Origin of the sequence: Candidatus Nitrosopumilus salarius BD31 (genome assembly GCF_000242875.2) — an archaeon.
Classification (GTDB): Archaea; Thermoproteota; Nitrososphaeria; order Nitrososphaerales; family Nitrosopumilaceae; genus Nitrosopumilus; species Nitrosopumilus salarius.
Map to the genome: position 1 here is coordinate 1 of NZ_AEXL02000062.1, position 22,057 is coordinate 22,057.

At 33.8% G+C, this 22,057-nt stretch carries 29 protein-coding genes and 1 tRNA gene; 16 read left to right on the forward strand and 14 right to left on the reverse strand.

Annotated features, from left to right (window positions below; genetic code table 11):
* The 3 genes from BD31_RS02660 to BD31_RS02670 all read left to right on the forward strand — a co-directional run.
* On the forward strand, nt 1-1,062 hold a 1,062-nt coding region (locus BD31_RS02660), incomplete at its 5' end, for a cysteine desulfurase (RefSeq protein ID WP_008298224.1).
* Nucleotides 1,059-1,502 carry an iron-sulfur cluster assembly scaffold protein gene (locus tag BD31_RS02665; protein WP_008298199.1) on the forward strand — a complete coding sequence of 148 codons (444 nt, stop codon included), beginning with the start codon at nt 1,059-1,061 and terminating at the stop codon, nt 1,500-1,502. The genes BD31_RS02660 and BD31_RS02665, both read left to right, overlap by 4 nt.
* A 1-nt stretch (nt 1,503) precedes the next feature.
* Nucleotides 1,504-1,851 (forward strand): hypothetical protein, encoded by a 348-nt coding sequence (locus tag BD31_RS02670; protein ID WP_008298210.1) that lies wholly within the window; start codon nt 1,504-1,506, stop codon nt 1,849-1,851.
* Here the strand turns inward: BD31_RS02670 and BD31_RS02675 are convergent.
* Nucleotides 1,844-3,070 carry a phosphoglycerate kinase gene (locus BD31_RS02675; RefSeq protein WP_008298223.1) on the reverse strand — a complete coding sequence of 409 codons (1,227 nt, stop codon included), beginning with the start codon at nt 3,068-3,070 and terminating at the stop codon, nt 1,844-1,846. The genes BD31_RS02670 and BD31_RS02675 overlap by 8 nt on opposite strands.
* Before the next feature lie 121 nt (nt 3,071-3,191).
* Between BD31_RS02675 and BD31_RS02680 the strand changes: the two genes are divergently transcribed.
* Nucleotides 3,192-3,869: a phosphatase PAP2 family protein gene (locus tag BD31_RS02680; protein ID WP_008298225.1), complete on the forward strand. Its 678-nt coding sequence runs from the start codon at nt 3,192-3,194 to the stop codon at nt 3,867-3,869.
* Here BD31_RS02680 and BD31_RS02685 read toward each other — a convergent pair.
* Nucleotides 3,849-4,160 (reverse strand): hypothetical protein, encoded by a 312-nt coding sequence (locus BD31_RS02685; protein WP_008298234.1) that lies wholly within the window; start codon nt 4,158-4,160, stop codon nt 3,849-3,851. The genes BD31_RS02680 and BD31_RS02685 overlap by 21 nt on opposite strands.
* A 138-nt stretch (nt 4,161-4,298) precedes the next feature.
* On the opposite strand from BD31_RS02685, the gene BD31_RS02690 reads away from it, so the two are divergent.
* From BD31_RS02690 to BD31_RS02700, 3 genes are all read left to right on the forward strand, one after another.
* Complete coding sequence (locus BD31_RS02690; protein WP_008298201.1) at nt 4,299-4,943, forward strand: hypothetical protein; 645 nt, start codon at nt 4,299-4,301, stop codon at nt 4,941-4,943.
* Nucleotides 4,927-5,121 carry a hypothetical protein gene (locus tag BD31_RS10650; RefSeq protein ID WP_008298217.1) on the forward strand — a complete coding sequence of 65 codons (195 nt, stop codon included), beginning with the start codon at nt 4,927-4,929 and terminating at the stop codon, nt 5,119-5,121. The genes BD31_RS02690 and BD31_RS10650 overlap by 17 nt, the downstream gene beginning before the upstream one ends.
* Before the next feature lie 62 nt (nt 5,122-5,183).
* Nucleotides 5,184-5,786: a hypothetical protein gene (locus BD31_RS02700; protein WP_008298256.1), complete on the forward strand. Its 603-nt coding sequence runs from the start codon at nt 5,184-5,186 to the stop codon at nt 5,784-5,786.
* A 17-nt stretch (nt 5,787-5,803) separates the two neighbouring features.
* Here the strand turns inward: BD31_RS02700 and BD31_RS02705 are convergent, their stop codons facing one another.
* Nucleotides 5,804-6,118 carry a single stranded DNA-binding domain-containing protein gene (locus BD31_RS02705; RefSeq protein WP_008298247.1) on the reverse strand — a complete coding sequence of 105 codons (315 nt, stop codon included), beginning with the start codon at nt 6,116-6,118 and terminating at the stop codon, nt 5,804-5,806.
* A 119-nt stretch (nt 6,119-6,237) separates the two neighbouring features.
* Here BD31_RS02705 and BD31_RS02710 point away from each other — a divergent pair.
* Nucleotides 6,238-6,337 (forward strand) — tRNA-Leu (locus tag BD31_RS02710).
* 42 nt (nt 6,338-6,379) lie between these two features.
* Here the strand turns inward: BD31_RS02710 and BD31_RS10980 are convergent.
* On the reverse strand, nt 6,380-6,502 hold the full coding sequence (locus BD31_RS10980; RefSeq protein ID WP_256359031.1) for a hypothetical protein: 123 nt from the start codon (nt 6,500-6,502) through the stop codon (nt 6,380-6,382).
* A 183-nt stretch (nt 6,503-6,685) separates the two neighbouring features.
* On the opposite strand from BD31_RS10980, the gene BD31_RS02715 reads away from it, so the two are divergent.
* The 5 genes from BD31_RS02715 to BD31_RS02735 all read left to right on the forward strand — a co-directional run bounded on the left by BD31_RS02715 (nt 6,686) and on the right by BD31_RS02735 (nt 9,959).
* Nucleotides 6,686-7,306: a hypothetical protein gene (locus BD31_RS02715; RefSeq protein WP_008298222.1), complete on the forward strand. Its 621-nt coding sequence runs from the start codon at nt 6,686-6,688 to the stop codon at nt 7,304-7,306.
* Nucleotides 7,307-7,930 (forward strand): HD domain-containing protein, encoded by a 624-nt coding sequence (locus BD31_RS02720; RefSeq protein WP_008298212.1) that lies wholly within the window; start codon nt 7,307-7,309, stop codon nt 7,928-7,930.
* 224 nt (nt 7,931-8,154) lie between these two features.
* Nucleotides 8,155-8,769, forward strand: coding sequence for a GNAT family N-acetyltransferase (locus BD31_RS02725; protein ID WP_048097390.1), 615 nt, complete (start codon nt 8,155-8,157; stop codon nt 8,767-8,769).
* A complete protein-coding gene (locus tag BD31_RS02730) occupies nt 8,759-9,559 on the forward strand; it encodes an amidohydrolase family protein (protein ID WP_008298203.1) in 801 nt (266 codons plus the stop codon). Before BD31_RS02725 ends, BD31_RS02730 begins: the two co-directional genes overlap by 11 nt.
* Before the next feature lie 115 nt (nt 9,560-9,674).
* On the forward strand, nt 9,675-9,959 hold the full coding sequence (locus tag BD31_RS02735) for a hypothetical protein (protein ID WP_008298235.1): 285 nt from the start codon (nt 9,675-9,677) through the stop codon (nt 9,957-9,959).
* A gap of 25 nt (nt 9,960-9,984) precedes the next feature.
* Here BD31_RS02735 and BD31_RS02740 read toward each other — a convergent pair whose 3' ends face one another.
* On the reverse strand, nt 9,985-11,610 hold the full coding sequence (locus BD31_RS02740) for a cation:proton antiporter domain-containing protein (protein ID WP_008298219.1): 1,626 nt from the start codon (nt 11,608-11,610) through the stop codon (nt 9,985-9,987).
* Between the two features lie 43 nt (nt 11,611-11,653).
* Nucleotides 11,654-12,046: a DUF6659 family protein gene (locus BD31_RS02745; RefSeq protein ID WP_008298185.1), complete on the reverse strand. Its 393-nt coding sequence runs from the start codon at nt 12,044-12,046 to the stop codon at nt 11,654-11,656.
* A 117-nt stretch (nt 12,047-12,163) separates the two neighbouring features.
* Here BD31_RS02745 and BD31_RS02750 point away from each other — a divergent pair, with 117 nt between their 5' ends.
* Nucleotides 12,164-13,354, forward strand: a complete 1,191-nt coding sequence (locus BD31_RS02750; RefSeq protein WP_008298221.1) for a tetratricopeptide repeat protein — start codon at nt 12,164-12,166, stop codon at nt 13,352-13,354.
* A gap of 126 nt (nt 13,355-13,480) precedes the next feature.
* Nucleotides 13,481-15,187 carry a fibronectin type III domain-containing protein gene (locus tag BD31_RS02755; RefSeq protein WP_238536046.1) on the forward strand — a complete coding sequence of 569 codons (1,707 nt, stop codon included), beginning with the start codon at nt 13,481-13,483 and terminating at the stop codon, nt 15,185-15,187.
* Nucleotides 15,188-15,278: 91 nt separating this feature from the next.
* Here BD31_RS02755 and BD31_RS02760 read toward each other — a convergent pair whose 3' ends face one another.
* Genes BD31_RS02760 through BD31_RS02775 form a run of 4 tightly spaced genes read right to left on the reverse strand, consistent with a single transcriptional unit; the run spans nt 15,279 to nt 18,513 of the window.
* Nucleotides 15,279-15,590, reverse strand: a complete 312-nt coding sequence (locus tag BD31_RS02760; protein ID WP_008298206.1) for a hypothetical protein — start codon at nt 15,588-15,590, stop codon at nt 15,279-15,281.
* Entirely contained in the window at nt 15,587-16,567 is a 981-nt protein-coding gene (gene hemB, locus BD31_RS02765; protein WP_048097389.1) for a porphobilinogen synthase, read from the reverse strand. Before hemB ends, BD31_RS02760 begins: the two co-directional genes overlap by 4 nt.
* A 30-nt stretch (nt 16,568-16,597) precedes the next feature.
* Nucleotides 16,598-17,863 (reverse strand): glutamyl-tRNA reductase, encoded by a 1,266-nt coding sequence (hemA, locus tag BD31_RS02770; protein WP_008298236.1) that lies wholly within the window; start codon nt 17,861-17,863, stop codon nt 16,598-16,600.
* Nucleotides 17,860-18,513, reverse strand: coding sequence for a precorrin-2 dehydrogenase/sirohydrochlorin ferrochelatase family protein (locus tag BD31_RS02775; protein WP_008298192.1), 654 nt, complete (start codon nt 18,511-18,513; stop codon nt 17,860-17,862). The genes hemA and BD31_RS02775 overlap by 4 nt, the downstream gene beginning before the upstream one ends.
* Nucleotides 18,514-18,615: 102 nt before the next feature.
* Here BD31_RS02775 and ahbA point away from each other — a divergent pair, with 102 nt between their 5' ends.
* Nucleotides 18,616-19,629 (forward strand): siroheme decarboxylase subunit alpha, encoded by a 1,014-nt coding sequence (gene ahbA / locus BD31_RS02780; RefSeq protein WP_008298220.1) that lies wholly within the window; start codon nt 18,616-18,618, stop codon nt 19,627-19,629.
* On the opposite strand, the gene BD31_RS02785 is transcribed toward ahbA, so the two are convergent.
* The 4 genes from BD31_RS02785 to BD31_RS02800 all read right to left on the reverse strand — a co-directional run bounded on the left by BD31_RS02785 (nt 19,626) and on the right by BD31_RS02800 (nt 22,038).
* Complete coding sequence (locus BD31_RS02785) at nt 19,626-19,964, reverse strand: hypothetical protein (protein ID WP_008298180.1); 339 nt, start codon at nt 19,962-19,964, stop codon at nt 19,626-19,628. The genes ahbA and BD31_RS02785 overlap by 4 nt on opposite strands.
* A 7-nt stretch (nt 19,965-19,971) precedes the next feature.
* Nucleotides 19,972-20,970, reverse strand: a complete 999-nt coding sequence (locus BD31_RS02790; protein WP_008298182.1) for an aldo/keto reductase — start codon at nt 20,968-20,970, stop codon at nt 19,972-19,974.
* A 134-nt stretch (nt 20,971-21,104) separates the two neighbouring features.
* On the reverse strand, nt 21,105-21,779 hold the full coding sequence (locus tag BD31_RS02795) for a chlorite dismutase family protein (RefSeq protein ID WP_008298253.1): 675 nt from the start codon (nt 21,777-21,779) through the stop codon (nt 21,105-21,107).
* A 46-nt stretch (nt 21,780-21,825) separates the two neighbouring features.
* A complete protein-coding gene (locus BD31_RS02800; protein WP_008298238.1) occupies nt 21,826-22,038 on the reverse strand; it encodes a DUF167 domain-containing protein in 213 nt (70 codons plus the stop codon).
* Nucleotides 22,039-22,057: the final 19 nt, after the last annotated feature.

Below are 22,057 nucleotides of genomic sequence, written 5' to 3' on the forward strand. Positions count from 1 at the left end.
GTTTATGCCCTTGCTGAAGAATCAACTGAAGCATATGAGGCTACACGGGATAAAATTGCAAATTTCATCAATGTGAAAGATCGTCAAGAAATTATTTTTGTCAGGGGTACTACTGAAGCAATCAATTTAGTTGCATATGCATGGGGAAGACCTCATGTCAAAGAAGGTGACATTATTGTTACCACTGAATATGAGCATCACAGTAACATTGTGCCATGGCAACTTCTTACTCAAGAGAAGCATGCTAAAGTTGAATACATTAGAATGGATGATGATGGTGAGTTAATTCTAGATGATCTTGATAAATTCCTAGCAACTGGCAAGGTCAAACTTGTGACATTTAGTTTGATGTCTAATGTTCTTGGAACTATAACCGATGCTCATAAGATTATCGAAAAATGTAAAGCGGCAGGTGTTCTTACTCTAATTGACGGTGCTCAGGCAGTACCTCACATGCAAGTTGATATTGAAAAATTAGGCTGTGACTTTTTTGCATTTTCTGGACATAAAATGTTAGGGCCAACTGGTATTGGAGTTTTGTGGGTTAAAAAATCTGTGTTGGAAACCATGGTTCCTTTTCATGGCGGTGGTGATATGATTAGGGAAGTTCACAAATATGAAACTACATGGAATGATTTACCATACAAATTTGAGGCAGGTACGCCAAACATTGCAGATGTAATAGGATTCGGTGCTGCTATTGATTATCTCACAAAGATTGGAATGGATAATGTACGAGAACATGAAGTTGAATTAACAAAGTATGCTATGGAAAAATTATCTCAAGTTAAAGGTCTACATATCTACGGAACAAAAGATATTTCAAAACGTGGTGGCGTTATCTCATTTAATTTTGCAGATGTTCATCCTCACGATGTTGCTCAAATTATTGATGAAGAAGGAATTGCTGTTAGATCTGGTCATCATTGTGCACAAGTACTAATGGAGAGACTGAATGTTGCTGCAACATCAAGAGCTAGTTTTTACATTTACAATACCAAAGAAGACATTGATATTCTAGTAAATTCATTAAATATTGTGGCAAAGGTGTTTAAGCTATGAGTAGTAATGCAGACATTTACCATGAGATGATTGTTGATTATTCTAGAAATCCTGTCAACTTTGGAAAAATCGAGGATCATGATGTAACTTTTCATGACTCAAATCCGTTGTGTGGCGATAGTATTGACATTGATATGAAAATTGATGATAACAAAGTTACAGATATCAAATTTCATGGAAGGGGATGTGCAATTTGTATGGCATGCTCTTCTGTTTTAACAGAAATTACAAAAGGTAAAACCCTTGATGAAGCAAGAGCCATTGAGAAAAATGATGTATTAAGCGAACTAGGTCTTGAACATCTTCAGGCAGTTCGAATAAAATGCGCTTTGCTTTCCCTCAAAGTACTCAAATCTGCTCTTTATACCTACATTGGAGAGCACCTTGAAAATACTCAAGATTTGGATACACTAAAAGAAGAGGCAGCAAATCTGTACTAGTATGAGTGATTTTACTCCTATTACTCCAATAGAACTTCAGATACGTAAAATTATATTTGAAAAATTCAATGACATTGATACCAACTTTACAAATGATGAAGTTTTTGAACTCCTTAAGCAAAACGGTGATTTTGATCCATCTTGGATTGTTGATGATACTGAATCGTTTTTTAACGAACTTTGTAATTCCGGTCTTGTCCGAAACATAGGGCAGAATTTTACTACAATGTATCTAAAACTATTTGATCCTATCGAGAAAATCCACTGCAACGCATGTAATCAAGACATCTATCTTGGTTCCTCTGAAGACAGAATTTGTATTAATCCTTCTTGTAAATCCCCTATTTAGATCTGTATTTTATTGCTGCATCTTCAAGTGCTTTTATCATTGGTAACTTTTCTCCGGTGAGATAAAGTACTAACGCCCCACCTGCAGTACTGATGTGGTTAATTTTATCTGCTAATCCTAATTGCTTTAGAGCTGTTGTCAAATGCCCTCCACTTACAATTGTAGTTGCCATGGAATTTGAAACTGCTTCAAGTAATGCATTTGTTCCATAACTGAAATTCTCTTTTTCAAAAAATCCTGCAGGACCACTGATAAACACAGTTCCAGCACCTGCGATTAATTTTGAATAATACTCTACAGTTTTTGGCCCTAGATCAAAAATTTTGTCTCCTTTGCCCATCTCTCTTACATCCATCTCTACCCTTTCACCATCTTTGTCAATTGCAATGTCTACTGGAGTTGCAAACACATCGGGATATTCTCCAATGAGTGCATGAGCTTTTGCCACTACTTCATCTTCACGTTTTATTCCAAGAGGGGATTTTATTCTAGCCTGTGCACGCATAAACACATTACCTATAAGTCCCGTAAGCAGCACATGATCTGCACGACCATTCTGAATCAATAATTTTATCGCCTCAAGCCTATCTGGAACCTTCGAGCCTCCAAGGACAATCACATGAGGTGCCTTGGCTACTGTCATTATCTCATCCAGATTCCTGACTTCTCTCTCGACAATTTTTCCTGCACATGCAGGCAGAACTTGTGGAAATCCAACTATTGATGGGTGTGATCTGTGGGCACTTGGAAATGAATCCAATACACAAAGATCAAACAATTTAGATAGACGAGAAACCATTATAGTTTTTGCAGCATTCTCAGGTGTAAACTCGTAATTTTCTTCCGCACATAATCGTAGATTATCTAAAAGTAAAATATCCCCGTTCTCTAAATTTTTAATTGCATTTTGTGCAGCTTCTCCAATAACATCTTCGACATATTTTATTTCCCTATTCATTAATTTTTCAAGAACTTTGGCATGTTTGTCCATTCCAGTATAATCGTTATTTCCAACTCTTCCTTGATGTGATGCAACGACAACTTTAGCGTCTTTTAATGATGTTAGAGTCTCAATGGCCTCCTCGATCCTTCTCGTACCCAAAATCTCCATTGTTGCTGGATCTATTGGGCAATTCATGTCCACCCTGAGGAAAACTGTCTTACCTTTAAGGTCAAAATCATCTAATGTGAGTACCTTCACAATTTTTCTATTGTTCACTTGGTTAAATTCTTTGAGTCGATCTGAATTATTTTCACTACTTTGTTTTCTTGACTAAGATTGATTTACAAAACTTATCTATTGACAAAAATTAAAAGAAACGAACTTGAGGTTTATTTAATTGCAAAATTGGATTTTTGATATCAGGTCGCGTTCTTTTGTTTTACTGACAATCCTGTTTCTCGTCTTAACGGCATTTGTTTACTTTGGACTCACTGAAAGTTTTGATCAAAGTGTCATTTTGTTTTTCTCACAAAATGTTGGAGATTCCTCACTTGATCTAATTATGCAATACGTCACAGAAAGTGGTGAGGTTCTGTGGATGTTGGGATTTGGAATTTTAATGTTGATAATCCCAAAAACTCGAAGGGTTGGAATTACCTTGATGATATTGATTGTGATTTCTACATTGCTTACAGGATACATCAAATGCGGTGTTGATAGGGATAGACCTGATTTTGATTATGAGGGTGCCCCATTTCCAGTACCAATAAGTAAAGATACTTTTGCCCTGTTCTGTGAGGGAGGATACAATGCATCATACCCATCTGGTCATGCTGCCAGGTCTATGATATTTGCAATAATCCTAGGTTATGCCCTCTCTGAGCGATTCCCAAGAGGTGCATATTTGTTATTTATTTATCCTGCAATGATATCTATTAGCAGAATCTATGTCTTACAACATTATCCAATGGATGTCATTGGAGGAATCGTAATTGGAATAATGCTTGCAGGTGTCATGGCAAAAAGAACTAAACTTTACAAAATTTTTGACAAATCAAAAACCCAGTTCAGTTAATGCGTCACTGCTAATCAAAACTATTGCATAATGATCATCATCGTGGTGGTATGTCCAATATCGTATGTCTGGAATTTCTTTTTTTTGTTTAAGTCCATGTGTTACCCCCGTTGTCACCGTATATCCTATTCTTTTTGCAGTCTTTGATTCCTTTGGAAATAACACTTTGAATCCTTCATTTTTATCTCTAAACCCTAGTTTTACCATGTCATCTACCGCATCGGATGCATCTTTTTCATCTTTTAGATCGTACGTCTTTGATATTGGTAAATCATTAGGATGAAAATCCATTAAATATGATGTGTTCTCTTATCTAATATTTTTTAAAAAACTGATTTTTGCGATCAATGTTAGTTAATTTTCTTTACCGCTAAGTCAAATCCTGAACATATTAACAACTTAACCGAGTCTTTTCTCTTGATTGTAACATTGGCATCTCTAGAAAAATTGGTAATTCAATTACGTAAAAAGAAACAAGAAGCAACAAAGCTAAGGGCAAAAGCTGAAGAAGAACTAAAAAAATATCGATCTGCTGAAAAGCGTTCAGCATCTGGAATCGTGTCAATTGAGAAAAAAATAGATTCTGAAAAAGAGAACGTATCTGATGTTTCCTCTGTCCTTAACCAAAAAACATCCCAATTGGAAAGTATTGGAAGACTGGTGGCAACAGCAGAAGAACGTCTTACTAGGGAAAGAGAAGCCATTGAGAATGCTCAGCAAGAAATTGAGTTCGCTGAAAATCCTGAAGAAAAACAAAATGCCGAGGCTAGGTTACGTTCGTTATCTGACCGTATTGAAGAACTAGTCTCTGAAATCAAAAACAGGCAAAAAACTGCTAAAAAGATTACAGATGAAATAGCAAATTTTTCCACTATGAAATCAAAAATCACTTCAACTATTCAAAAACAATCCAAATCAAAACCCACTTTACGTGAAGCAATGGTTACTAGCCGCAAGTCTGCAGAAAAACTTGTCAAGGAATTGGAGAGGCGAATCAAAGCAGAAGAATCTGCTAAAAACGCATTAGATAAGGTATCTTCAAAAATTAGGAGAATATTTGGCAAAGAAACGTAAATCTGCCAAAAAGAAACCATCTAAAAGAAAACCATCTAAAAAGACTGCAGCTAAAAGAAAACCATCTAAAAAGACTGCAGCTAAAAGAAAACCATCTAAAAAGACTGCAGCTAAAAGAAAACCATCTAAAAAGACTGCAGCTAAAAGAAAACCAGCTAAAAAGAAATCTAGACGATAATTCTGTAGTTTTCTAAATTCATTTTCTATGACATAAAAGTGGGGGTTTGATGATTTATCATGATGAATAAAAGAGGTCCAATAATTTCCCTCGCTGGTATGGTTCTAATTGGAATTTCACTTCTAGTTGCTGCTTCGTCCATTCCATCCGGTATTGCTAAATCTGATAATTTTTCAGTTCCATTATTGTTTGAAGGGATGTTTGATGAGGTTTCAGATGAAGTTGAAATCCTGCCTGGTAGTTCAGCGTATGTTTCTTACAGTGTTTCTTCATCTAATATTCCACTTCTATGGGGAATTCAAATAATTAATTATCAATCTGGAGATAAATTGTCTATTAAAATTTCTAATATTTTTGGTGATGATTATGGAGAGTTTGTTCAAGATGAACCAATTTTATTTGAAGTGTTGGAAATCACAAAATCTGATACGTTAAATTTTGAAATTCAAAATCCTGGAACTGAAACTGTAAATGTCGTTACAATGTTTTCGGAAGATCCTGAAAACTCTGACGCTCTTTCAAACCCAAATTCCCCTGTGATGAATATGGTTTTTCCTCTCATTGTTTCCGGAATTTTGATTATATTGGGAATTGTTATGTTGATAGTTGGCATCTTGGTAATGTTTGTAGATTGGAAAAACTATCAAAATAAAAGAAATTATTGAGTGTTGATTCTGATTTGTTATGGATTAATTTCCATCTTACCGTATTTGCCTTTGGTTAAGGATACTTCACCTTTGAACTCATTGGTATATCCATTTGTGATAACAACTTTATCTCCCACATTCACTGCTTTGATATCGTCACCCCACAATGTGAGTTTCATTTGGTTGTCTTCAGTTTCATCGCCGTTAACTATGATTGCATCGCAGACATCAACTGTTCCTCCACTTTTGAGATTTACAGTTCTTGCATCTCCTTTACTTTTTACAATGGCTTCAACATTAACTCCACTACGCATTTTTTTTGCGTCTGAAATTGGTATGAATTCTGACATGTATTTTTGAGTCTTATTAACACGATTAAAAGCTTTGTCCAAAAATCTCCAAAAAATGGAATTATTTTTGTTTTATTGTAATAGTAATTGAAAAATAATGGTCATTATCCACTCTCATTGCAGAGGTATCGAAGCCCGGTCAACCGAGAGGGACTCAAGATCCATAAATAGGAAATCCCTTCTCTCAGGAGTTCGTGGGTTCAAATCCCACCCTCTGCACTATTTTTTACTAAAATATTGAAAATGATGAAAAATTTGCGATTATGCTACTATTGCTTTTATTTTTGTTATGGAATGCGATGATATTTTTTTATGCATTTTTGCTACGTCCTCGTCTTTGAAAGTTAGATTGCATCGATAACACTTCCAAATTAACTCAGACATGAATGAATGTACGCATAAATTGCTTATAAGTATATTGCATGATTGATCCGATTTGTTACAAATCATGATCAATAGATCGAAAAATATGAAATTTTTTTAATTTTTTAGATCAAAATGATATTTTCTGCTGACTGAATATGGATACAAGGGTTTAGAAACAAAAAGTAACATAATTTTAGTAAGATGATGGATATTTTTGAAATTTTTGGAGAATATTCGTATTTTGGAATTTTTCTTGTACTGATAGGAATAAACACGTCACCGATTTTGATGCCTCCAAGCTGGATCATTCTGACATCATTTTATCTTCTAGATCCAAGCTTGAATGTAATAATTCTTGCAATGGTTGGTGCTACCGGTGCCACAATTGGTAGATTTGTGCTCAAAAAAATTAGCGGGTTATTTAGAAAATTTGTTGGCGAAGAACAAAAATCCAATCTCGATATAATCGGAGATTATCTTAATAGAAAAAAGTATGGCTATATCATTGCATCATTTTTGTTTGGCGCTACTCCTCTCCCCAGCAACATATTGTTTATCGCCTATGGGTTGATGCGCGCAAAGAGTGTTGGGATGTATGTTGGATTTTGGTTTGGTCGAACTCTTTCTTATATTGTAATGATTTATTTTGGAAATGCTGTATTATCACCATTTTTAGAAGTATTTGAAGACCGTCTTACAGGAATTTTATTAATTGACGGTATTGGTATTGTATTGATTATTCTCTTTGCATCTGTAAACTGGACAGTATTAATTACTCAGAAAAAAATAAAGTTTGTCAAGCCGAAAATATGGAGATTGTAAATGAAAGTTCTTGATTCTATTAAAAATGATGTAAAAAAAATAATTGAAAATGACCCTGCTCATGATTTTGAACATATTATGAGAGTATATCATAATGCTCAAAAAATATGTAAAAAAGAAAAGGCAAATAAGAAATTAGTTTTATGTGCTGCATTATTACATGACATAGTGTCCTACCCAAAATCACATAAATTTTCTAAATTATCTTCAATTCACAGTGCAAATAAATCAAAACAAATTCTGAAAAAATATTCTTTTTCTGATAAAGAAATTGTGATTATTTCAGACGCTATTCGTGATCATAGTTTTTCACAAAATAAAACTCCTGAAACACTCGAAGGAAAAATTCTTCAGGATGCTGATAGACTAGATGCTTTAGGTGCAATAGGTATTGCTCGAGTTTTTGCTACTGCAGGCTCACTTAAACGCCCCTTTTACAACCCAAATGACCCTTTTTGCAATAAACGCAAGCCTGATGATAAAACCTGGACTGTTGATCATTTTTTTCAAAAATTACTAAAACTCGAATCATTAATGAACACAAAAGCTGGCAGATCTGAGGCAAAAAAAAGAACTCTTGTGTTAAAAAAATTTCTAAATCAGCTAAAACATGAATGTATTTGACAACACCACTGTTGAAAATGTTAAAATATGATATCTATGGTATTATTATCGGAAGTTACACCAGAGGTCAACTGTACGATAAAAAAATTAATTGAAATTTTTAAGAAAAAATCTAAAAACAATGATGTTGTTTTTGATCAAGACCTTTTAAATCACTATAAATGAAAGAAATGAACCGAAATACCCCCATTCACACACGACATAGTCATGTAACGATACGTACAATGACTACAAATGATATTCCTAAAGTTGTAGAACTACAAAAAATTGCTTTTCCCACAATGGCTGCAGAAGGAGTGTATTGGAAACCTGACCAACTAACAGCACATCTGGAAGTATTTCCTGAAGGTCAGTTTGTTGCAGAATATCACGGAAAAATTGTTGGTTCTTGTAGTAGTTTGATTGTGAAATTAAAATCCGAATATGAAGAACACACTTGGAAAGACGCATGTGGTGATAGTTATTTTAAAAATCATGATCCAAACGGTGATTCTCTATATGGTGCTGATGTTTCATCTCATCCAGATCATAGAAGATTAGGTGTTGCTACAAAACTTTATGATGCAAGAAAAACCCTTACAGTTAAACTGAATTTGCGTAGAATTATTGCTGGCGCAAGACTGGTTAATTATTGTGAGCATACTGAACTGTCTCCTCTCGAATATGTTAAAAAAGTCAAGCGTCATGAAATCAAAGAACCTGTATTATCATTTCAGATACGAAATGGCTTCAAATTTATCAAAATACTGCCTAATTACATGAAAGATCCTAGATCATTAAACAATGCAACTTTTATTGAATGGAAAAATCCCCATTTTGTAGAAAATAATGATAATTGACTGTCATGTACATGTGAATCAATACGAGCTGACACAACATGTTCCATTATTAGAAGATCGACTGGAAATGCTTCAGATAGAAATGGCTAGTAATAATATTGATTATGCTATAATTTTGTCTTCTTACAAAGTAAACTCAGAAAGACCTTCTACTAAACAAATTATCGATGCGATTAAAAAATATGATAATCTTGGTGTAGCAGCTGGGTTTGCACTTGACTATCATACTGATGAAGATCTTAAACATTATCGGGAATGGATTAAAGATGGAAAGATCAAAGCCTTGAAAATTTATTCAGGTTATGAGCATTACTATCCTTACGATGAAAAATATCAAAAAGTGTATGACACTTGTATTGAATTTGGTATTCCTGCAATGTTTCATACTGGTGATACTTATTCTGAGAAAGGAAAACTGCGCTATTCAAGACCTCTTAATCTTGATGACGTCGCAGTAGATAATCCTGAATTAAAGATTGTAATGTGTCATTTGGGAAATCCTTGGATTCAGGATGCTCAGGAAGTACTTTATAAAAACAAGAATGTTTACGCTGACATGTCTGGTCTTGTAATTGGTTCATTCGATCACTTTTTTGAGAAAATGATGAAAGACAAAGTTGCAGAATTGATAAACTATGCAGGAGAGCCAAGATATCTTTTGTATGGTACTGATTGGCCAATCAGCAGTATGGACTCATACCTTAGTTTTGTGGCTAAACTCAATATCAAACAAGAGTTTAGAGATAATTTGATGTACAAGAATGCTCAGAAACTCTTTAACATTTCATAACTTTTCAAAGAAACTATCTTCTAACTACTGTAATTGATTTTTGAACTATTGTTTTCAATTCATAGAAATGTACTCTAACTTTATATTCATATGACCTGACTGGTTCCTTATCTTTATGAAAAATCCGTTTAGTAAAAAAAATAATTGCACTCAATGTGACGCAAAATTTTCAAACCATGAAGATTTGGTTGCGCACGTAAGACATGAACATCACAAAACGATCGTTAAATGCCAAAAATGTGGCAGGGAATTCATTCATGAAAAAGATAGATTGCATCATGCAAGAAAAGAACATGAGGAAGAAATGAGAGAACGTTCTAATAGAAAATCATATCCTGATGAATATAATACTCAAAGCAGAGTAGACCGATTCAGGGCTAGATTTCATGATAAACTCTAACTAGCGTATTTTGATATTGACTAATTTATTTTGGCACTGAATTGAGATTTTTAGTATCTGTAAGTAATTCCATTACTCCTTTGTTAGTTACAACTCCTATTACTTTTCCATAATTTTTAGGATCCATTATTGGAATCATGTCAAATGGATGGGTATTCATTTTCTGAATTACTGAAAATAGGTATTCATCAGGTAATGCTGTGTGGAATTTTTTATACATTACATCTGCAACAGTTGTACTGTCTCGTGTTTTTTTGTGAAATCTGTTTATTTCATTCTTTGAGATCATACCTACAATATTGTCTTCTTTATCAAATACAAGAAATGGACTTTTGGTGACCTTGTTATTTTCAACAAATTCTTTAATTGTAATGTCTGGCGTTGTTTTGGAAAACGACGTGTTTATAATTGCTATAGCCGGAGTATCTGATACGACTCTTCTGAAATAAATTGGAATGAGGCCCAGTTCTAGAGTTCCTATCTTAACTTGGACTATTTTCTTTAATTTACGTTGAAGCTCTACACTTGAAATTATCATAGTAATGAGTGTTCCAAGAACTAAAAGTGAAAATAATTTGTCATCCATGATTTTTGCTTGAAGCAACGACAACATGAGCGCCAAATCCACTGCCCCTTTTGACATTACTCCATATGCCACAGTTGTTGCAGGCCGCATGTTGGCTATGCGCACTGCAATGTATGAACTCAGAAATTTTACTCCTGTCATGATTGCTATGAAAATTACAATTACCCACCATTCTAATTCTAAAAATGCTATGCTGAAATGAATTCCGATACCTGCAAAAAATATCGGAATAAATATTCCATATCCTATTACGCTGATATTTTTAGAAATTTCATGATATTCTTTTCTACTCATTCTTGACACTGCAATTCCTAAAAGAAGTGCACCTATTGCACCATGAACCCCACTAATTTCAGCGAAATATGCTACAAGTAGAATTACCCCAATCACAATGCCAAAATATGCTTGTTGAGCTCGAAGATGATTGTTGAGAAGTCTAAATATTCGTGGTAATCCAAATACTGAGATAATTCCAGCTATTGCAAAAAAGATCACCATCTTTGCAAAAAGCCACACCATCTCAGTAATGTCTGGAAGATCAGAACTTGTATCTATTTGAATGAATACGCTTACAAAAATAATTGCAATAAACTCTACAATTGCTGTAACTGTAAAAATTTCAAGCCCTATGGTCGATTTTAGTTTTCCAAGATCACTTAGTACTTTAGCTGTAACTCCTAAACTTGACGCTGCAATTACACTTGCAATTGCAAATGCTTTTACAAAATCCATATCTATTGCTAATCCAAAAACCCCTGCAACCAAAAATGGAATTAAAAATGCAACTGCAGAACCTGCAAAAATTTTACCCCTCATTACCTTGAATAAGCCTGCGATATCGATTTCTTCAAGACCGATTAAGAAGAATAAGAAAAATACCCCAATTGAAACAAAAAGTTCTATTGCTTCAATTGGATGTACTATGGCCAAAAATGTAGGACCTACAATGATTCCTGCAAGAACATTTCCAAGTATTGTTGGTTGACCTATCCTATGAAGTAATTCGCCACCTAGTTTTGATGCAATTACTAGTACTGCTATGAATAGAATTGCTTCAAAAACCAAACCTGATTAAATATTCTCCACATCTATACATAAACTAAACAATCTAAATTGTTGTAATAGTAATATCGTCAAACAATGCCTCTGCCTTTTTGATGATGTTTTTGTCGTCTGCATCTGGCTCCGCTGTTATTAGCACCAAATTTTCTCCAATTGGAACACTGATGATTAACTGCTTTGTTCTTCTTGATGCAATATAATCAATTGTACCTAAAAGTTCATCCAACTCCTGTCTCATTTTATAATCCAACTGCATCTGCATGTACAACATTTTTACTTTGTTATCTTCTAATGTTGGCGTCAGTCCTTTTTTCAAACCTCCTGCAATCAACTTTCCAAGCTGGTTTATCACTCCCACATGTCGTACTTTGGGTTCTCCTGATAATTTCACGCACGCTTCTTCTAATTTTTTAATATCTGTATCTGTGAGAATTACCATATGATCGATATTTTTTATTATTATTTCAACTCTTTGGACTACCTGTAGAATATATCTTCATAATCCTTATCTAGATATGTGTGAAGAATCAGACAAATATGGTTTCTATGGTCGAAGTTGGCATTTCTCTTTATAGTTACTTTAGAAAGAAAAAATGGGTTTGATGTGATGTTGGATGTCAATTCTTCACGATATTTGGTTTTGCTGCTTCTGGTGGGATTTTTGTTTCCAGTAATTTACGCACAGACTTCTGATGACATTTCAACCTTATTTCAAAACGCAAAAAATTTAATCAAAGACAAACAGTATGAAATAGCAATTAACGAGTTGAATAAAATTTTAGAAATTGATCCCAATAATTTAGATGCCTTAAATGAAAAAGGCTCAATTCGTTTGACTCAGGGAAAATATGTCAAGGCACAGCAAAATTTTGAAAAGTCAGTAGGATTGAATCCTAAAAATATTTCTGGATTGAATGGATTAGGAACCTCCCTTTACTATCTTGACAGATATGATGATGCTTTGGATGTCTTTGATTATGTTTTACAACTTGATGTGCACAATATTGATGCTTTGATTGGAAGTGGAAACGTTTTGGTAAAAAGACAGCAATATGATGATGCCCTATTGTTTTTTAATATTGCACTGGAACAAAAACCTGATTATATTCCCGCATTACTTGCAAAAGCATATGCTCTTTCTAACATTAATCAAAATAGTGATGCGATACTTATCTTTGATCACATACTTCAAATTGATTTAGATAATGCTATGGCATTAAATGGAAAGGGACAGGTGTATTTAGAGTTAGAAGAATACACTTTTTCTAAAGATGCTTTTACTGATGTTTTAGATGTAGATCCAAATAATATTCTGGCGTTATTGGGTATGGCCGAATTAAATTTTCTTGAAGATAAGAATATCAAATCTGATCAACTTTATGATAAGGTGTTATCTATGGATCCTGATAATGTCGATGCTTTACTTGGGAAAGCGAATAATCAGGAACGCCTTGGACATTTGGATGATTCTTTAAAATACTTTGATGAGGCTTTAGAGGTAGATCCTGATAATTTAGAAGCTGCAAATGGCAGAGACAATGTTCTAAAAAATGAAGTCAATACGTCACTTGACTTAATTTTGCTCATCACAATAATTGGAAGTGTCACTTCAGTTGTTTCTTTTATTGTAATGCTTATCAAAATTAAAGAAAATGCTCGTCTAAAGGATAAGGTGACTATTGCAGATGAGCAGATTGAGGAACTTGTTGACAAGTTTATGAAAAGTTCTGAAAAATCTAAGAAATAATTGATATTTTATATCTTCAAAAAATACCGTAAATCTGAAATTTAATCCGGACCTATTAGAGATATTCAAGTGACAATTCGTATGATTCATCAACAATTGTTAATACCTAGACCTCTATTAGGTAGTATGCTATTAAGTAAAATTAATTTTCTCACAACTTTGGTGATCTTATTTTCGATTTCGTTGATAATTTCACATGATAATGAAATCTTTGCTCAAACCCCTTCTACACCTGAAGCTGTAACAGACCTTATTGCAATTCCCGGTAATGGCGAAATACATCTTTCTTGGAGTGAGCCTGATAATAACGGTGCAGATATAATTTCTTACAAAGTAATCCGATGGGAGACAGGCTCTGATGTATTTACAACATTTCCAAATCTTGGCACTTCAACACAAGCCATAGCAACTGGACTCAAAAATGATGTATCTTATAGTTTCAAAGTAATTGCAATAAATTCTATTGGTGCAAGTAATGATTCTAACATTGCATCTGCAAAACCGTTGGCAACTTCTCCATTAACTGATATTCCAAATACAATAACTGATTTCATAGCAACTAGAGGCGATGCAAAAGTAAACTTGTCTTGGACAAAGCCTTATGATAATGGTTCTCCAATCACATCTTATAAAATCACATACTGGCAAATTGGTACAGATGATTTTAAGAAAAAAACTGTTGCATCTGAATCGACTAGCGCACAAATCACAGGTTTGACAAATGATGCATCTTATGCATTCAAAATAAATTCGATAAATGCACTGGGACAAAGTCCTGATTCCAATGTGGATTCTGCAACGCCCTCAAAATCTGTAGTTGCTAAAGTCCCAAATCAAGTACGGGGAGTAACTGGAATTCCAAGTAATGGTCAAGTATTTTTATCTTGGATTGAACCTTCAGATAATGGTTCTTTTATTACCAGTTATAGAGTTACGGTAAATGAAAAAGGTTCAACTGTTTCTACAACTTATCCTAACATTGGTGATGTGACAAAGACTACTATTATTGGATTAAAGAACAATGTATCTTATGAGTTCAAACTATCTGCAGTAAATTCAGTTGGAATTGGAAAGGAATCCAATTCTATAACTGTGACCCCAAATAACAAAGTCCCAATCGCAATAACCAATCTTAAATCTTCATCAGGTAATGGCAAAGTCATGTTGTCTTGGTCTGTATCCTCACCTGCGTTAGATCAAATTACGGGTTACAGGGTAAGAGAATTTAAGACTGGTTCAGACTCTTTTGTATCTTATTCTGTAGTTGGTAAGAGCACAAGTATTACTATTGATGGTCTAACAAATGGCGTTCCTTATGGATTTAGAGTATTGGGAGTTAATGCTGATGGAGTTGGACCTGAATCAAATATTGTTTATGTTACACCAATGCCTCCAACTAATGTTATAGGAAAAGTTCCTGCACAGATTGGTGATTTGCGAGCAACCGCAAATGATGGTCAGGTAAAACTTGAATGGAGTGCTCCATTTAATAACGGATTTCCAATCATTGGATACAAAATTACTCAATCTAATACTGGTTCTAACTCATTTACAACAATTCAAAAATCAGATGTGACTCCAAATGCAATTATAACTGGCTTGACAAATGATGCATCTTACAACTTTAAAGTATCTGCAATAAACTCAGAAGGCATTGGAAAGGAATCTGTATCGGCATCTGTAATTCCAAAATCTGCAACAAATTCCATCCTTAAGATCCCTCAATGGGTAAAAAATAATGCAGAATGGTGGGCACAAGGATTGATTTCTGATTCTGAATATGCACAGGCAATAGAGTATTTGATTAACCAGGGAATCATTAAAATCAAATAATTAAAAATTTGAATATAATTATCAGCTCCTAAACACAACTTATTTTCGTGATTGCAAAAATAGTCTCACTTTAGATTCGTTTAGAAAAATTTCATCCGTAATCTATGTATCTGTCGTATCTTGTTTCAATCTCTTTGTTGTTTCCTGTCTTTATTTTTTCATATTCTTCGTTTTTTCTAAACTCGATATATTTGCGAATATCTAAAAATTCTTCTTCATTAGGATATGATTCAAAGACTGGATCAACCATTCTTAGGTATTCTAATGTTTTTTCTCTAAATTCTTCTTTTGTGGGCTTTTTGATTCCTTTCATTCTGAACCAAACTGCAGCCCAGCTTGCACCTACAACATGTGGCAATAAGTCAAATGCTCGCTGAATTTCAAAACGTTCGTCGTTTCTCATGATTCTTGAAGAAACTTTGAGGCTGATTTGGCAAAATATGTTACTATCATGTCTGCTCCTGCTCTTTTTATCGAATATAGTATTTCTTCTGTAATGTCTTTTTCATTTACATATCCTAATTGTGAAGCAGCTTTCACCAAAGCATATTCTCCAGAAACACTATATGCTGAAACTGGAATGTTGAATTTTCTTCTTGTTTCTGCAATTAGATCCAAGTATGATAATGCTGGCTTTATCATTACTATGTCTACTCCTTCAATGATGTCTGTCTCAACCTCCATCATTGCTTCTCTTGCATTTGTGTATGGAACTTGGTATGTTTTTCTGTCTCCAAATTTTGGGGCACATTCTGCTGCATCTCTAAATGGTGAGTAAAAGTTTGAGCGATGTTTTGCCGAATGTGACATTATTGAAACATCTGTGAATCCTTCATTGTCCAGTGCTTTTCTTATTGCAGCAACTTGACCGTCCATCATTGCTGATGGTGATACTGTATCCACTCCTGCTTTTGCTTGACTTACTGCAATCTTTGAAAGAGTACCTAAACTAGTATCATTATCTATTTTATTTCCTTGAATAATTCCACAATGACCGGTTGATGTAAATTGGCATAGACACACGTCTGCCATTATCACTACCTTGTCGCCAAAATTCTCTCTGATCTGAGATATTGCTTTTTGAACTATTCCTTTATCATCAAATGCTGAAGTTCCAGCTTCATCTTTTAAAGTTGGAATCCCAAAAAGCATGATTGCAGGAATTCCTAAATCACAAATTTTTCCCACTTCGTCATTTACATCAGCAAGTGGCAATCTTTCAATTTCTGACATTGATTCCACCATGACTCTGTTCTTCAGATCTTCTTGAACAAAAACTGGGCATATGAAATCTTTTGAGGATAGTGTTGTTTGCTGAACTAACTCCCTCATTTTATCCGATACTCTCAATCTTCTTAGACGTCTAGTGGGAAATGACATGCTCAAATTCTCTTTGGGTAAAATATAATCCTAGTCTACATTATTGTGTTTTTTATAGTCAAACAACTTACTTGCAAGTTCTATTATGTCTAGATTGCCATCCTCTGACGCTTTTCTTATGTTGTTCATTGGAGTTGAAACAATACTTTCAACAACAGCTTTAGTCAATTCTTCAATTATTTTGATCTTTTTCTCATCTTTTTCATCTAGCATCTGAAGTGCTTTTTGCAACTCTTTTTCTCTTAAACTCTCTATGTTCTTGAATACGTCTTTTACAAGTGGCTCTGCTTCTAATCTTTTCATTGAGGCTTCTAGTACACATACTTCCTCATTAATTATATTTTCAACTGTTTTTACCTTGTTTAATCTAGCATTCATGTTTTTTTCAACCATCTCTGCAATTTGATCCAAATTCATTAATTTCACTCCTCCAATCGTTGCAACTTTCTCATCCACTGTTCTTGGATTTGACAAATCTAGAATCATCATGCCTTTTTTCTTGTCTTTAATTGCTTGTGTTATTCTCTCATTTGTCACAAGAAAATATGGTGCTGTAGTTGCTACAAACATTACATCATAATTATGAAATCCTGAAAGAACTTGTTCGAATTTAATTGGGTTTCCTCCCATTGTTTCACAAAATGCTTCCGATCTCCCAATTGTCCTACTTGTAACATCAAAAGCGTATCCGCGTCTTTGTAATGATTTGGCAACAAGAGTTGATACTTCGCCTGTACCGATAAGTAAAATTCTCTTCGTTTTTAATTCATCAATGTTTTCTTCTGCAAGCTTTACTGCCATTGAACCCACTGAAATTCCACCTGCGCCAATCCCACTGGAATTTCTAATTCTAGTCCCAATTCTAATTGCCTTGTCAAATAATGTGTTTAGGTGTTGACCTGATGCTTTTGTTTCCCTAGCTGATGTTATCGAGTTTTTTATCTGTCCTAGAATTTGTTCTTCTCCAAGCACCATTGAATCCAATCCTGATGTTAATTTCAATAAATGGTGAAATGCCTCTTGATTTTCTACATATTCCAAGTTTTCATCAAACAGCTCCTCTTCAAGTCCAGTTATTGATGCCCATGTTTTTTTAATCTTGTCCAAATCATTTATTTTTGATTTTCCAAATAATTCTATTCTGTTACATGTCTGAATAATTACACATTCATCCAATCCTGAATGCTTTTTGAATTGTTCATATGCATTTTCTATATCTTTTATTGTGAATTGTTCGAGAATATGGATTGGTGAATTACGAAAAGTAACACGTGCATTGATGATGTTTTGATTCATTTCCAATTCCTCAATATTGTAATTGCTCGCTTTTCAGCTTTTTTCATCTGACCGTCTTTTATTAACTGATCAATCTCATTATCAGTCATGATACTATGCAGATACTCCTTTCTCTGAGTTTGAGTTGGAATAGTTTCCTTTGCCCTCTTTCTTGCGATCTTTTGAATCTTGATTTGAGCAATATCTTTGTCTGTGATTAATCTCTTGAATATTTTTTCTGATTTTGTTTTAATTTTCTTGGACATGGCTGGACTTTGACCTCCTGTGAAAATTGCAATCTGAATGGTATTGTCAAAATCAATTATCGCAGGATTTGAAAAGTCGCTATCCTCTGGGTTATCTGAGCTGTAAACAATAATCTTTTTTCTTTTTGAAGCATTGATTATCTTTTGATTGATCTTTTTGTCGTTTGTAGTTGTGATAATGATATTTGGTTTGAATTTTGAAATAAATTTCAGGTCTTCGATTTTCTGTTTTTCTATCTTGATTTTTTTTGTTTTTGCTAGTTTGTTAATTTTAGCATTGAATGAATCACTGATTACAATAATTCTGCAATCTTGTTTTAACAATGAATTGATTCTTTTTTGAGCCTCATTTCCGCCTCCTATAACAACAACTATTTTGCCGTGAATGTTAAGATCCACTATCATCGATCAAATGGGCTAGCGTTTCTATTTATGTATTAAAAATCACGGTGAAAATTACTAGCTACGTTTTTAATTGAATGAACAAGAACTGTCTTAGTGACTTCTATGGATGAGTCTGATAAAGAACTCTTAAATGAAATTCAATGGACCTTTCCTCTTGTAACTCGACCTTTTGATGCTATTGCTAAAAAATTTGATACAACACCAGAAGATATCAAAAATAGATTGAGTAAACTCAAAGAAATTGGAGTCTTAAGACAGCTTAGCGCTATTTTTGATACTCGCAAACTTGGTTATACTAGCTCTCTTGTTGCAATGGAGATTGAATCTGATCAATTAGAAAATGTTGCAAACCAGATTAATCGTCATCCTGGTGTTAGTCATAATTATGAACGAGATCATCAGTTTAATCTTTGGTTTACTTTGGCGGTTCCACCTGGTTCTGATTTAAAAGAAGAGCTTGACAAATTCAATGTTCTTAAGGGAATCAAAAAAGTAAGAATGCTTCCTACTCTACAACTCTTCAAGATTGGTGTGAAACTAGACATGGTTGATGATAAGAAACATGATGTTGCCCCAACTGAAGCAAAAAAAGAAATTAAAAATATAAAATTTGTTGCTACTGAAGACGACAAAGAGTTTATTCGTGAATTGCAAAAAGATATGGATATAATTGATGAGCCATTTGTAAAGGCTGCAAACAATCTCGGCATTTCTGAAAATGAGTTGTTTGAAAAAATGAGGTACTATGAGGATATTGGAGTAATGAGAAGATTTGCTGCAATCTTAAGACATAGACAAGTTGGTTTCACTGCTAATGGTATGATTGTTTGGAAAGTACCTGAGGACAGAATTTCCAAAGTTGGCGAAACACTAGGTTCATTTCCACAAGTAAGTCATTGTTATGAAAGACCAACATATGATGACTGGCCATACAATGTATTTTCAATGATTCATTGTAAAACTCATGATGAGGCAAATGAGATGGCAAAAACTATTCAGAATCAGATACATGTTGACGATTATAAGATCCTCTTCAGTTCTCGTGAGTTTAAAAAAACACGTGTGGAATATTTTGTAGAAAACTCGTTCAGTTTAGAAGAGACGATTCCTTCTTAGAATTCGTTTTCATCATGCCCTACTACGTGAACTGTACAAAAATACTGGTCATTCATGTTGCAATAGTATAGGGAATCTTCTCCGCACATATTACATGGAGGTTTTTCATCGTGATTTGATAGTTTGGTGTGGTATACTTTACTTCTGTTGGTTATGCTTGAATCCTTGTAAATTCTAGTCAGATTTGTATAATATTCCAATTCGCCAATATTCAATGGCTGCTCTTTTTTGATTTTTTTGATTATTGTCTCCCATTTTTTATAATTGCCTATTTTGGCAATCTTCATTCCTTCTATGACTTCTAATGTTTTTTCAAAATCTATTGGATTGTCCATTTGCAAATTAATTTGCTTGTGGGGTTGCCTTTAATTCGTAGGAAGGCCATGTATTGTACATCTCTTCAATTTCTTTCATATCTGATGATGGAATGTATTCCCCCTTTGTCATCTCGACGTAATTGACTATCTCTTCTTCACTAACTACTGTTGGAAATACTGATGCAAATCCTTTCTTTGACATGATAAACTTCATTGCCAATTCTGTAATTGTTAATCCGTTTCTCTCCGCAATTGGTCTGAGTTGTTCAACTTTTTCCAATGATGCTTTAATCCATTCTCCTTTTCTTACTGATCTATGATCTTTTTCATCTATTTTGGTATCTGCATTGACTTTTCCAGTTAAAATTCCAGATGCTTCTGGAACTCTAACTAATATGCCCACATTTTTTTCTACAGCTTTTCTCATTAACTCGTTTCCCGGGGTTTGTTCTATGATGTTATATACTGTTTGAACAGCACTTACATTTGGTCTGTCCATTGCTTCAAGACCTTCTTGTGTCCATCCAATTGCAGGACCTAATGCAACTTGGTATGTTTTGATTGATTCATCTGCAATAAAACTGTCAAGTACATTGAAAATAGAGTCGTCTCTGATGTGTCTTAATTTTGGATTGTGTAGTCCATACATATCAAGATGATCTGTTTGTAACCTTTCTAAGCTGTCTCTTAATGCTTTTCTTGTAAAAACCTCATCAAATTTCTGTGGAAGTTCGCTGTGTCCTATTTGCTCAACTTCTGAAAAGTCATACCCATACTTTGTGGAAATAACAATTTCGTCTCGCATATCTTTGAAAACTTCGCCAATTAGTTTTTCACTTTTTCCTTTTCCATACATGTCTCCTGTTTCAAAAAAGTTAATTCCTAAATCATATGCTTTTTTGAGCATTCTTTTAGCCTCATCCTCTTCAATTTTTTTGCCCCACCAATCGAGTGCAATAGACCATGCGCCAAATCCTAACTCTGATACTTTGATGTCTGTTTTTCCTAGTTTGTTGTAATTCAATTTTCAATCTCTCTTTGTTTTGTATATTTCAAAACTATTTTTTGAGTTAAAAATTAACCATTTATGTTTATCCAAGATTTGCACCTGTGATATTGGATTTTAAGGTGAAATTTACTCCATCTCGTTCTATTGATTTAACCTAAGCTGGAAATCAGCGGCACAATATCTTTTTTCACACATACAATCATTGGAATGTCATTTTTGACATATGATGACACTTGAGTTTCTCTCAAATCCATAATGAGGTCTTGGAAATCTCTAATGTTGTCTACTTCAAATGCTAACATGAAATCCTCATCATGTATTCCAAACGAGTATGTTGTATTGAGTAGAACTTGTGGATATTTTTTACTTACTTCGATGTGCTCATCCATTATTTCTTGGCGTTTCTCTTTTGGTAGAAGATACCATTCTCTTGTCTTTGTAAATGGATATACAATGACATGTTTTTTTGGTTCATTTCCTGTAACAAATCCATGGGCTTTTTGTTCTTGCACGTAAATTGATGGTCGTGTACATGACAAATATGTTCTAGATGGAATGATGTATTTTCCAAATACTGTTTTGTATAATTTTTCAATTACTACTTGAATTTCTTCTACTGATTTTGCTGCAAACCAAAACAAAAAATCTGCATCATCTCTTAATCCTAAATTTGAATATGATCTGAACATTATTCCTGAGTTATTAATTACATTTTCAACTTCTTTTGCCGATTCTTCTTTTGCAAGATCTGCCATCCATCTCCATTTAGGATCGACTTTGAAAAATGAGAAATTAAAATAATATTGATTATTGTCTTCTGACACATTCTCTTCAATTTTGCAACCCTATTTAAACAAAAAACTTGATTTTCTATTTTAGAATCTCAATAATCTTCTCTCGTGATTTATGACCTGATTTTATTTGAACTAATGCTGTTGATACTCCGAAATGTTTTGCAATTTTCTTGATGATTTCTTTATTTGCTTCTCCTTTGAGTGGCTTTGATTTTATACCTATGTTGATTTGATTTTCTTTGATTTCTAAAAATTCTTTAGAGAATTCAACTCTGACTTTGTAAATCAATATTTTTTTAGAAAATTAT

What these genes read in the sequence shown, in the direction of transcription:
- BD31_RS02665 (WP_008298199.1), top strand. Translation starts at nt 1,059, where the DNA reads ATGAGTAGTAATGCAGACATTTACCATGAGATGATTGTTGATTATTCT.
- BD31_RS02670 (WP_008298210.1), top strand. Translation starts at nt 1,504, where the DNA reads ATGAGTGATTTTACTCCTATTACTCCAATAGAACTTCAGATACGTAAA.
- BD31_RS02685 (WP_008298234.1), bottom strand. Translation starts at nt 4,160, where the DNA reads ATGGATTTTCATCCTAATGATTTACCAATATCAAAGACGTACGATCTA.
- BD31_RS02700 (WP_008298256.1), top strand. Translation starts at nt 5,184, where the DNA reads ATGAATAAAAGAGGTCCAATAATTTCCCTCGCTGGTATGGTTCTAATT.
- BD31_RS02705 (WP_008298247.1), bottom strand. Translation starts at nt 6,118, where the DNA reads ATGTCAGAATTCATACCAATTTCAGACGCAAAAAAAATGCGTAGTGGA.
- BD31_RS10980 (WP_256359031.1), bottom strand. Translation starts at nt 6,502, where the DNA reads ATGTCTGAGTTAATTTGGAAGTGTTATCGATGCAATCTAACTTTCAAA.
- BD31_RS02715 (WP_008298222.1), top strand. Translation starts at nt 6,686, where the DNA reads ATGATGGATATTTTTGAAATTTTTGGAGAATATTCGTATTTTGGAATT.
- BD31_RS02720 (WP_008298212.1), top strand. Translation starts at nt 7,307, where the DNA reads ATGAAAGTTCTTGATTCTATTAAAAATGATGTAAAAAAAATAATTGAA.
- BD31_RS02725 (WP_048097390.1), top strand. Translation starts at nt 8,155, where the DNA reads ATGACTACAAATGATATTCCTAAAGTTGTAGAACTACAAAAAATTGCT.
- BD31_RS02730 (WP_008298203.1), top strand. Translation starts at nt 8,759, where the DNA reads ATGATAATTGACTGTCATGTACATGTGAATCAATACGAGCTGACACAA.
- BD31_RS02735 (WP_008298235.1), top strand. Translation starts at nt 9,675, where the DNA reads ATGAAAAATCCGTTTAGTAAAAAAAATAATTGCACTCAATGTGACGCA.
- BD31_RS02745 (WP_008298185.1), bottom strand. Translation starts at nt 12,046, where the DNA reads ATGGTAATTCTCACAGATACAGATATTAAAAAATTAGAAGAAGCGTGC.
- BD31_RS02755 (WP_238536046.1), top strand. Translation starts at nt 13,481, where the DNA reads ATGCTATTAAGTAAAATTAATTTTCTCACAACTTTGGTGATCTTATTT.
- BD31_RS02760 (WP_008298206.1), bottom strand. Translation starts at nt 15,590, where the DNA reads ATGAGAAACGACGAACGTTTTGAAATTCAGCGAGCATTTGACTTATTG.
- hemB (WP_048097389.1), bottom strand. Translation starts at nt 16,567, where the DNA reads ATGTCATTTCCCACTAGACGTCTAAGAAGATTGAGAGTATCGGATAAA.
- hemA (WP_008298236.1), bottom strand. Translation starts at nt 17,863, where the DNA reads ATGAATCAAAACATCATCAATGCACGTGTTACTTTTCGTAATTCACCA.
- BD31_RS02775 (WP_008298192.1), bottom strand. Translation starts at nt 18,513, where the DNA reads ATGATAGTGGATCTTAACATTCACGGCAAAATAGTTGTTGTTATAGGA.
- ahbA (WP_008298220.1), top strand. Translation starts at nt 18,616, where the DNA reads ATGGATGAGTCTGATAAAGAACTCTTAAATGAAATTCAATGGACCTTT.
- BD31_RS02785 (WP_008298180.1), bottom strand. Translation starts at nt 19,964, where the DNA reads ATGGACAATCCAATAGATTTTGAAAAAACATTAGAAGTCATAGAAGGA.